This window comes from Robinsoniella sp. RHS (genome assembly GCF_001029355.1).
Lineage (GTDB): Bacteria > Bacillota > Clostridia > Lachnospirales > Lachnospiraceae > Robinsoniella > Robinsoniella peoriensis.
Genome location: NZ_JNGB01000210.1, coordinates 1 through 9,757, shown reverse-complemented (window position 1 = coordinate 9,757; position 9,757 = coordinate 1). Strand labels below are relative to the sequence as shown.

10 protein-coding genes are annotated in these 9,757 nt (G+C 40.8%); 7 read left to right on the top strand and 3 right to left on the bottom strand.

The features are described 5' to 3' along the window. The 7 genes from RHS_RS28605 to RHS_RS28575 form a co-directional block, all read left to right on the top strand. A partial coding sequence (locus tag RHS_RS28605; RefSeq protein WP_395023639.1) for a hypothetical protein occupies nucleotides 1-1,012 on the top strand: 1,012 nt, incomplete at its 5' end. A 311-nt stretch (nucleotides 1,013-1,323) separates the two neighbouring features. Continuing rightward, nucleotides 1,324-2,820, top strand: a complete 1,497-nt coding sequence (locus tag RHS_RS28600) for an ATP-binding cassette domain-containing protein (protein ID WP_047835125.1) — start codon at nucleotides 1,324-1,326, stop codon at nucleotides 2,818-2,820. Next, the gene (locus RHS_RS28595) at nucleotides 2,813-3,799 is read left to right on the top strand and encodes an ABC transporter permease (RefSeq protein WP_047835124.1); all 987 of its coding nucleotides are present in this window, start codon (nucleotides 2,813-2,815) and stop codon (nucleotides 3,797-3,799) included. Before RHS_RS28600 ends, RHS_RS28595 begins: the two co-directional genes overlap by 8 nt. 147 nt (nucleotides 3,800-3,946) lie before the next feature. Beyond that, complete coding sequence (locus tag RHS_RS28590) at nucleotides 3,947-5,053, top strand: sugar ABC transporter substrate-binding protein (RefSeq protein ID WP_160295825.1); 1,107 nt, start codon at nucleotides 3,947-3,949, stop codon at nucleotides 5,051-5,053. A gap of 83 nt (nucleotides 5,054-5,136) precedes the next feature. Further along, the gene (locus RHS_RS28585; protein WP_044296111.1) at nucleotides 5,137-6,207 is read left to right on the top strand and encodes a zinc-binding dehydrogenase; all 1,071 of its coding nucleotides are present in this window, start codon (nucleotides 5,137-5,139) and stop codon (nucleotides 6,205-6,207) included. A gap of 106 nt (nucleotides 6,208-6,313) precedes the next feature. Next, nucleotides 6,314-6,766 carry a LytTR family DNA-binding domain-containing protein gene (locus tag RHS_RS28580; RefSeq protein ID WP_044296112.1) on the top strand — a complete coding sequence of 151 codons (453 nt, stop codon included), beginning with the start codon at nucleotides 6,314-6,316 and terminating at the stop codon, nucleotides 6,764-6,766. Next, nucleotides 6,763-7,404 (top strand): DUF4318 domain-containing protein, encoded by a 642-nt coding sequence (locus RHS_RS28575; RefSeq protein WP_044296113.1) that lies wholly within the window; start codon nucleotides 6,763-6,765, stop codon nucleotides 7,402-7,404. Before RHS_RS28580 ends, RHS_RS28575 begins: the two co-directional genes overlap by 4 nt. A 70-nt stretch (nucleotides 7,405-7,474) precedes the next feature. Here RHS_RS28575 and RHS_RS28570 read toward each other — a convergent pair whose 3' ends face one another. From RHS_RS28570 to RHS_RS28560, 3 genes are all read right to left on the bottom strand, one after another. Continuing rightward, nucleotides 7,475-8,467 carry an HAAS signaling domain-containing protein gene (locus RHS_RS28570; protein WP_047835123.1) on the bottom strand — a complete coding sequence of 331 codons (993 nt, stop codon included), beginning with the start codon at nucleotides 8,465-8,467 and terminating at the stop codon, nucleotides 7,475-7,477. Continuing rightward, complete coding sequence (locus RHS_RS28565) at nucleotides 8,464-8,787, bottom strand: PadR family transcriptional regulator (protein ID WP_027295513.1); 324 nt, start codon at nucleotides 8,785-8,787, stop codon at nucleotides 8,464-8,466. Before RHS_RS28565 ends, RHS_RS28570 begins: the two co-directional genes overlap by 4 nt. Before the next feature lie 134 nt (nucleotides 8,788-8,921). Beyond that, entirely contained in the window at nucleotides 8,922-9,506 is a 585-nt protein-coding gene (locus RHS_RS28560) for a TetR/AcrR family transcriptional regulator (RefSeq protein ID WP_047835122.1), read from the bottom strand. Between the last annotated feature and the right edge of the window lie 251 nt (nucleotides 9,507-9,757).

Sequence of the window (9,757 nt, the reverse complement as noted above, 5' to 3'; positions counted from 1 at the left end):
TGTATTAAACGGAATGTCACAGGAAGCGCTCAAGTGGTTTTCAAAACTTTTTTACATACTGCGTTCGCTCCGCATCAGTATTATTTTGGTTGAGACAACTTTACGCTGTCTGAAACCATATTGCGACCGGTTATTTATTATGCGGGATGGGAAGACGGCAGCGGTTTTGGATAAAAAGCATCTAAAAGAAGATGAGATCATTTCTTACATGATCGGTTATCCGCTGAACGAAAGAGAAGAAGGGATTCGTGCAGTTCCAAAAGAGCTTCCCAGATTAGAAAATCTTCTGGAATTTTCAGATGTATATTTTGAAAATATTCTCCATGGTCTGGATTTTAAAGTTACGAAAGGCAGCATTACCGGGATGCTGAATGTGAATAAAAACTCCGGGAAGGCAGTGGAAAGGCTGCTTATGGGTCTTGGCAGTGCGGATAAGGGAGAGATTATATTTGATGGGAAAACGCTGCTCCTAAAGTCCACGGAACAGGCATTGCAGGCAGGGATTGCTGTAGTGCCCGAAGATGACCGGATCTTCTGGGAATTCAGTATAGAAGAAAATATTATGATGTCTGCACTTAAAATGAACAGAGGGCTGGCAGGACGGTTAAACCGTGGGGAATTAAAATACATATCCGGGGAATTATTTTCCGACTATATGAAATCCGCATGCCCATACTGTACTTTAGATTCTTGTGTGCCGGAAAGCCGGTTAGCTCAGAAGAAAATAGCACTTTGCAGAGTTCTGGCATCTGATCCTGCGCTGATAGTCCTGGTAAATCCCGCACAGACTATAGATGTGATATCCAAAGACAGTATATACGCAGATATTATGACATTGAAGGCAAAAGGGAAAACTGTACTTCTCATAACTTCTGATATTAAGGAGATGTTCGATGTATGCGACAGAATTATTGTAGTAAACCAGGGAAAGACAAAGGCGACATTTAGCGTAACGGATGGAAACAGGGATCAGTTGCTGCAAAGCTATGGGGAGAGTCTGAGGGATATCTGAAACGGATTATGGATGCTGGTTAAAAGCGCTCGGCAGAAGTTGTGTCAATGAAAAACAACAAAGGTTTCTTAAAAAATATATACAATGAAATAGAGAATATTAAGATAAGGATATCATAAATGACACATTGTCATTGTGGTATCTTTATTTTTATGGTCTAAAATATATAAAAAATAGCGAAAAAAGATAAAAATGAACACAATATATTAAATTTAGTGCATTGTTGCGGCTCCCTGGGACAGATATAATAGGTACAGAAACAAAAACAAATAATTCTTGCAAGAATTGAGGGTGTAAACAGGAGGAAGGTTATGCTAGGCGATACAATTTTAAAGTTGAATCATATTTCGAAATTATATCCCGGCGTGGTTGCTCTGGACGATTTAAATATTGAATTTAAAGAAGGCGAAATTCATGCAATGGTAGGGGAAAACGGCGCAGGGAAGTCCACAATGATTAAGACAATTTCCGGAGCTGTACAGCCAACCAGAGGAACGATTGAGATTAACAATCATACATATGAACAAATGACGCCAACCCTGTCCAGGCAGAATGGGATAGCAGTTATCTATCAGGAATTTACGCTGATTCCGGTACTCAGCGCATCGGAAAATATATTTTTGGGTGAATTCATTATGAAAGGGATGGTTTTAGACCGGAAGGAAATGGATAAGAAAGCAGAGGAGCTGTTTAATAGGCTTCATGTAGACATCGATCCTTCTACAAAGGTAGCAGATCTGACTACCGGTTATCAGCAGATTGTGGAGATAGCAAAGGCGGTTTCTAAGGATGCTAAGATTTTAATTATGGATGAGCCGTCTGCCCCCCTTACCACTTCAGAGGTTGAGGCGATGTTTAAGATCGTAGATACCTTGAAGACACAGGGAGTGACCATTATTTACATCTCCCACAGAATGGAAGAGATCTTTCGGTTGTCGGACCGTGTATCGGTACTCCGGGATGGAAAATATATTACTACAGTAAATACGGCAGATACCAGTAAATCAGAATTAATTAAGCTGATGGTGGGCAGGGAGCTCAGTGAGACATATCCGGAACGAAAGAATAAAGCCTCTGAAACCGAACTGTCTATTAAAAAGCTCACTGGTAATGGTGTAAAAGATGTTTCCTTTGATGTAAAACGAGGTGAGGTATTAGGCCTGGCAGGGCTGATTGGCGCCGGCAGGACAGAATTGGCACAGCTGCTTTTTGGATATGAAAAGATTATATCCGGAGAAATAATTTTAAATGGAAAATCTATTCGGCCAAAAAACTGCATAGAGGCAATAGCGGCGGGAATTGCGCTGGTTCCGGAAGACCGCAAGCGTCAGGGGCTGGTATTGGAAATGAGCATTAAGGAGAATACAACCATGCCAAGCATGAAAAGAATTTCCACGCTTGCAGTGATCAGCAGTGACCAAGAAAAAGAGATGTCCCAGTCTTATATGGACAGTCTTCGTACAAAAGCCCCTTCCATCGAACAGAAAACGAAAAATCTAAGTGGTGGAAATCAACAGAAAGTAGTACTGGCAAAGTGGCTGGCGATGGATCCCCAGGTGTTAATATTTGACGAACCCACCAGAGGAATTGATGTGGGAGCAAAACAGGAGATCTACAATATTATGAACGAACTGGCGGACAATGGTAAGACGATCCTTATGATTTCATCAGATATGGAAGAATTAATCGGAATGTCAGACCGGATTGTGGTGCTGTGCAAGGGAAGAGTTACCGGGCTGCTAGAAAAAGAAGAAGTCAGCCAGGAATTAATATTATCAAAATCGGCAGGGAGTGATACGGATGAATAAGAGTAAAAAGTTATTTAAATCTAAGGAACTGGGAAATTTTCTGGTATTGGTGGCAATGTTTCTGGTATTTAGTATACTATCGCCGCAGTTTTTAAAGCTGAACAATATTTTTAATATCACGAAACAGATCGCAACCCTTGGTATCTGCTCAGTGGGATTCACCTTCGTCTTAATAACAGGCGGTATAGATTTGTCCCTGGTTTATCAGATATCGCTGATTAATATCATTTGCGCCTATATGATGACCAAAATGGGGGTTCACTGGGTGGCAGCCATAATGATTTCTATTCTGGCTGGTATACTGATCGGGCTGATTAATGGATTAATTATTACAAAAACCGGAGTGGCGCCTCTGATAGTGACCCTTTCCATGATGACTATTTTAAATGGTCTGAGTTATTTAATATCAAAAGGACTGCCTATGTTTGGATTCCCCAGGAGCTTTTCCTTTTTAGGACAGGGTAGTATACTTTCCGTCCCGGTATCCCTGATATTTTTGCTGATTATAATTGCAATAGGGGTATTTATCCTGAATAAGACTTATTATGGAAGATATTTCTATGCTATCGGAAGCAATGAAGAGGCGACAAAGCTTTCCGGTGTTAATACAGGCAAAGTGCGGATATTAGTATACAGTTTATGCGGATTTTTTACGTCAATCGGAGCAATATTAATGCTTTCGCGTCTGAATTCAGCGCAATCCGCAACAGGAGCAGGTTTTGAATTTGATGTACTGACTGCCTGTGTCCTGGGCGGTGTATCCAGCAGCGGCGGAAAAGGAACAATGCTGGGAGCATTTATCGGAGTGTTAATTGTAGGAGTTCTGGATAACGGACTGGTACTGCTAAATGTCAGTGAATACGTACAGCTGGTAATCAAAGGATGTATCTTACTGATTGCAGTGGTTTACGATACGATGTCCAGAGCAAACAGTGAGAAGATAAAGAGAATGAAGGCTATAAATGCTAATAATGCGTAATATTCACATTATCTTGTGGAAAATGTGGATACAAAATCAGATAATATGAAAAAAATGTGGATAACTTTTAATGCATTTTAATATTGAGTGTATTTATGACGAAATGAAGATAAAAAAATAAAATATAAAGTGATGAAAGGGAAGATTATGATGAAAAAAAGATTATTAAGCATGGTAATTTCTATAGCTATGATAACAGGCATGCTGGCTGGATGCAGCAATCCGTCAGACAGCGGAGGAACAACTGCAGCAGCATCAGCACAAACAGAGGGGACAAAAGCGGGAGGAGAAGATGGAACAGCAGCAGGAGCATTAAATGAAAACGGGGAAAACAGTACAATTACAGAAGCTGCCGGCAAAAGTGAGAGTAAGGATTCTTATAATGTAGGAATTACATTTTCAGATCTCAGTAATCCGGTTTGGGCAGAGCTGGTTCAGGAAGCAGAAAGCTATGGTAAAGAAAAAGCAATGTCAGTTACTTATGTAGATGCACAGAGTGATGCGACTAAGCAGGTTACCCAGATTGAGAACTTTATCCAAAATGGAATGGATGCAATTATTATCTGTGCAGTGGAGGCAAATGCTATTGCCGATGTGACAAAAAAAGCAAAAGAGGCAGGAATCTATGTAGTTGCCTACACCCAGGTATTAGAAAATTATGATGCCCAGTACCTGGTAGATCCTTATAATACAGGCTATGCATGCGGTAAAAAAGCTGCGGAGTGGATTAACGAAAAATATGGAGATGAAGAAGTTGTGGAATGGGCGCTTATGGATCTTCCGGAATTTCCTGAAATCATAGAACGTGCCAATGGAATCAAAGCAGGTGTGGAAGAAAACGCAAAGAATGCGAAATTAGTCGCTACTTCTCCGGCATTGACAGCAGAGCAGGGTCTCAGTAACGCAGAAAACTTTTTACAGGCAAATCCAAATCTAAAAGCAATCTGCTGCATTGGCGGCGGAGGAAGTGTAGGAGGAAATGAAGGGATTAAGGCGGCCGGCATTACAGATTTTGAATCTGTCGGACTCTTTGGGATCGATGCTACGGAAAACGAAATTTTAAATATCATCAATGGGGATCCTCAGAAATCTTCCGTCAGCCTTGGCGGCGGAAAAGCACACGGAAGAGCCTTGATTGATATGACAAATGCACTGCTGAAAAATGAAAAGATTGAGGAAACCCAGTATATGCCCATTGATGTGATAGATTCATCCAATGCACAGGAATATTACGATACAATTTATAAAAAATAATGAAAAAAGATAAAAAAATGAAAAGCAATGAAACAATATTAGTTGCTAAGTAAAGAATTATTATAAAATGGAGGAGCACCAATATGAGTAAAACAATGAAAGCGCTGGTATCCTATGCGCCATACGATAACCGCTACGAAGACTTTCCGGTACCGGAGATAGGGAAAGGGGAACTGCTGTTAAAGGTAAAGGGCTGCGGGATCTGCGCAGGCGACGTAAAATCTTACCATGGGGGAATCCGTATCTGGGGAACTTCAGAAGAAAACAGGTACATAGAAGCGCCGTGCATAGGGGGACATGAGTTTTACGGAGAAATCGTAGAAAAAGCAGAGGATGTTACGGGATATGAGGTTGGAGAAGTTATTACGGCGGAGCAGGTAATTCCCTGTGGTGAATGTAAATTCTGCCGGGAAGGAAAATACTGGATGTGTACCCGGTCAGCAGTTTTTGGATTTAAGCAATATGCCAATGGCGGTTTTGCAGAATATGTTAAGATTGACAAGAATTGTATAAAACACAGAATTCCGGAAGGATTTACACAGGAGCAGGCAGTTCTGGTGGAACCAATCGCCTGCGGAATGCATGCATTGGAACGTGCTGATATCAAACACAGCGATGTGGTAGTGATTGCAGGGCTTGGAGCAATTGGGCTGTCCATGGTGAATATAGCCAGTCTTTATCTTCCCGGAATGGTGATTGGAATTGATGTAAAGGAGAACCGGCTGGCAATGGGAAAAGAATTTGGAGCGGATTTAGTATTGAATCCGGCAGAATGTAATGTGGCGGAAGAAATTATGAAACTGACAGACGGTCTGGGCTGTGATGTCTACGTAGAAGCGTCCGGAAGTCCCGGAAGTGTCACACAGGGAATGGATGCACTGAAAAATCTGGGGCGTTATGTTCAGATGGGTGTATTTGCAAAGGAAGTACAGGCGGATTGGAATGTAATCGGGGATGGGAAAGAATTAACGATAATCGGATCTCATTTGTCGGCGCTGACTTATCCTGCTGTGATAAAGGGGATACAAAAAGGGTTGATACGGACCGAAGGACTAATCTCCCACCGGTTTAAGCTGGAGGACTGGGAAGAGGCTTTTGAAACGGCGGAAAAAGCGGAAGATGCTGTGAAGGTGATGCTGGTTCCGCAGGAATAGAAATGTACTTTTTGCCACTTACACTCCCATAACCGCCCACTTACTAAAATAATATAGATTTCTCCCGGAATTTATTATAATATAAGTCCATAGGGAGGGGCAGAAAATGAAAGTAGTTATTAAGAAGATCCCGGAGGACAAAATAGAATATGCGGCGCTGCATGTGCATGAATTAACACCTCAGGCTGAACAGATTTCATCATATATTGAAAATGAAGAATATAATGCGGTCATTGTTCCATGTACTGCGGACGGGAAGATTTACAGGATCCCAAGTGAAAGTATTTATATAATTGAATCGGTTGACAATGTCCAATATGTTCATACCAGAGAGAAGATATTTGAATCTGCGAAAAAATTGTATGAGTTAGAAAAACTGCTCCCTGTAAAATTTGTCAGAGTTTCGAAATCTGTAATTCTGCATTTGAATAAAGTCAGCGTTTACAGTCCCCTGGCAAATGGACTTATGAAGGCGGAGCTGGATAACGGGGCATCTGTATATATTTCAAGAAAATATTTAAAAGATCTGAGAGCGTTAATTCGGGAGGGATTACGATGAGTGTGGAAAATCGAAAAGAATGTGGATTAAAGGGCAGCATTTTGGGTTTAGTGTTAATGATGAGTTCACTTTTAGTAGTGAGTTTCACCGGTGATGCAGCGGGCATTGTTCTGGCGCTGCCATATATGCCTGTTATCTTGGCTGGTTACCTGATATTGGGTGTCTTTTTCTGGTGGATACATGGAAGAACGCCAAAAGAACACAGTCTGTTAACCGGTGCAGCATCCAGCTATCTGGTGTTTCTTGTAGTAGTAGCGGTGATGACGATAGCTGCGTTTTTGACGCAGACAGTGCGTTACGTGATACTGGTAAATATTGTAGTATTGTTTGTGCTGTGGCTGATGGAATACGTATCTTTAAAAAAAATAGCAGATGAGCTGAATCAGGGAATGCCTCAAGGCAGATCTGCGTTAGTGGTAGATCTGGATGAAAAGCCAGCTACCATGGAAGCCTATTTTCATGAAATTGAAAAATACTGTGAAGCCAATCACTGGAATCTGGAATATATCAAAAAAGAGAAACCGGCTCTAATCAGGATAAATGGTAAAAAGTACGCTGTAAAAATGGGATTGTATTATACACCTATTGGAACGATTGTGTATACAATGACCTTTTCCAGCGCAGGTGAGCAGGATTAATAACTGAGACTGTAAGGGGAAGAAACGCCAAAATTTAATTTTCTGGTGTGTCTTCCCCTCTTAAGAAAATTTACCGGATAAATGCAACATCAATACGTCCATTGCTGGTCTTCGCAACAAGATGTTTTTTCTGATCCGGATATTTACTGTTCGGCAGATTATTAGAACCATTTACCGTGTGGCTCTGGATAGCGTAATCACGGATATCACCGATGATGGTACCTCTGACAGCACCATTGCTGGTTCTCATTACAATGTTATCTCCAGTCAGGTTCTTACCTTCTACGGCACCATTGCGTGTAGAGAGCAGGAGTCCGAATGTAAAAGTACATCCAAATGCAGTAACACGGCCATTGTTCGTCACGGCCTCCAACTGGTCACCGGATAGGTTATTCAGATCCAAAGATGCATTGGTACTCTGTATTAGAACGGAATTGCAATGGATGTCGTCAACCCTGATCCGCGCATTACTGGTAATAAATTGTGAATTGGTCAGATGTTTCAATCCGTTTACAGAAATTGAAGCATTGGAGGATTTCACCCTCAGATTACCTGCAAAATCTACGGGAACTTCCAGAGTTAGTATCCAGGGACCACGGAAGAGATTGCGCCAGTTCCAGGAAAGGAAGTTACGCATGGTATGGCGGAAGTTAAATTCCCCGTCATGTTCTGTAAAGGAAACGTAATCACAGTCTTCACGTGGATTAAATAGTACCCGGATGGGACCGGAGGTCACGGGAATTACTTCAATTCGTACATTTTCGGCTTCCACGTTAATTGTGTGTATGGGAGTAGAGGATGCATAACCCGCATCTTGAATGTTTTCCTGCCCGGTATTAGTTTGGGTATATCTCGGTCTGCCGATTTCCCTGTATTCTTCTTTAATTCGTTTGACAATGGATTCGACGGTACCAAATCCGGCAATGATATTTTCTTCATCACGCCCCAGCTCCAGACCGTCACAGATCAATTCCTGATAATATTCTTTTAACTGCTCTTTGTCAGCGTCTGGTATCTCCGATAATTGTTCCATTAATTCTTTGAAAAATTCTGCTTGCTTCATAGTGATCCCTCCTGGCTGTTTTTTTCTATGAAAGTGTAAATTTGTTTCATTTCTTCCCACTCATTTAAAAATTCCTGAATCTTTGCAATACCTGTATCCGTAATTTTATAATATTTACGGGTGCGCCCGTTGTATTCCTGCTTATATGTTGTGAGACTGCCCGTGGATTCCAGTCGTTTTAAGATAGGATATAAGGTTGATTCGGATATCTCAATACATTTTGAAACCTCTCCATTGATCAAATATCCATAAGACGGACCTTGTTTTAAGACGGACAATACACAGATATCCAGCAGACCCTTTTTTCTTTGCGTATCCATGTAATACCTCCTGATACCCTGTTATGCATACTATGTATTGTATACTATGCATAGTATAGTATTGTGGTTAAAAAATGTCAAGAGGTTTTTTTGTTTTAATTTTGCCGTTTATCTGCCTTGAAAGCCAGCAGACTCTAAAATTCCAGAAGTTTCAGAAGACACTCCTTTAATTCTTCAGTATAAAAGGAGTATCGTGGATTTTTAAGCCATACAAAGGACATTGCATAATTATCAATCAGGCAACGCCAGATGTTGGCAATGGTATTTGCACGGGTTAAAGACATACCAGGGCAGGATTTTCTGATATAATTCAGCATTAATTCTGTAGCCTGGCCTGCCCATATATGTAAAAGTGGATAATTATAAGATATAGCAAGTTTCTGGCTGATCGGATAAAGCTTGATGGTTATTTCATTGTGTCCATAGTCATATGCTTTCTTTATAATATAATCAACCATTTCTTCGCCGGAGGGGTCTTTGGGTGCGAATGTTATCATTTGTCTGGTATGTCCGGAAACATACTCATCCCAGATCTCAATAAACAGAATCTCTTTGCCTTTAAAATGTTTATAAAAGGTTCCAAGTGAGCATCCGGCGTCTTTCACGATGTCATTGATACTAGTATCATCAAAGCCATTTTCCAAAAAGAGATGAAGCGAGATGTCTTTAATTTTCTTATGTATTTTGTGATATTTCAATTCTTTTGCTAAACTGGCCATTTTGTCGTCCTTCTCGTTTGTATGTTAGAGGTTATGTAAAATTATGTAAGTAGGTCTTTGTCCAAAATGTACATTAAATGGAATAAATTATACAAAGAGTACGTCATAAATGACATTATAGCTGATTTTAAGAATGGTGTCGAGTGAAAAAGCTGTTATATTTGTAGTAAAATAGTCCGGCGGCATCTGCCAGAAACCAACCGATGGGGATTGCCCACCAGATACCTAAAAGCCCAATGGAAGGAACCGGA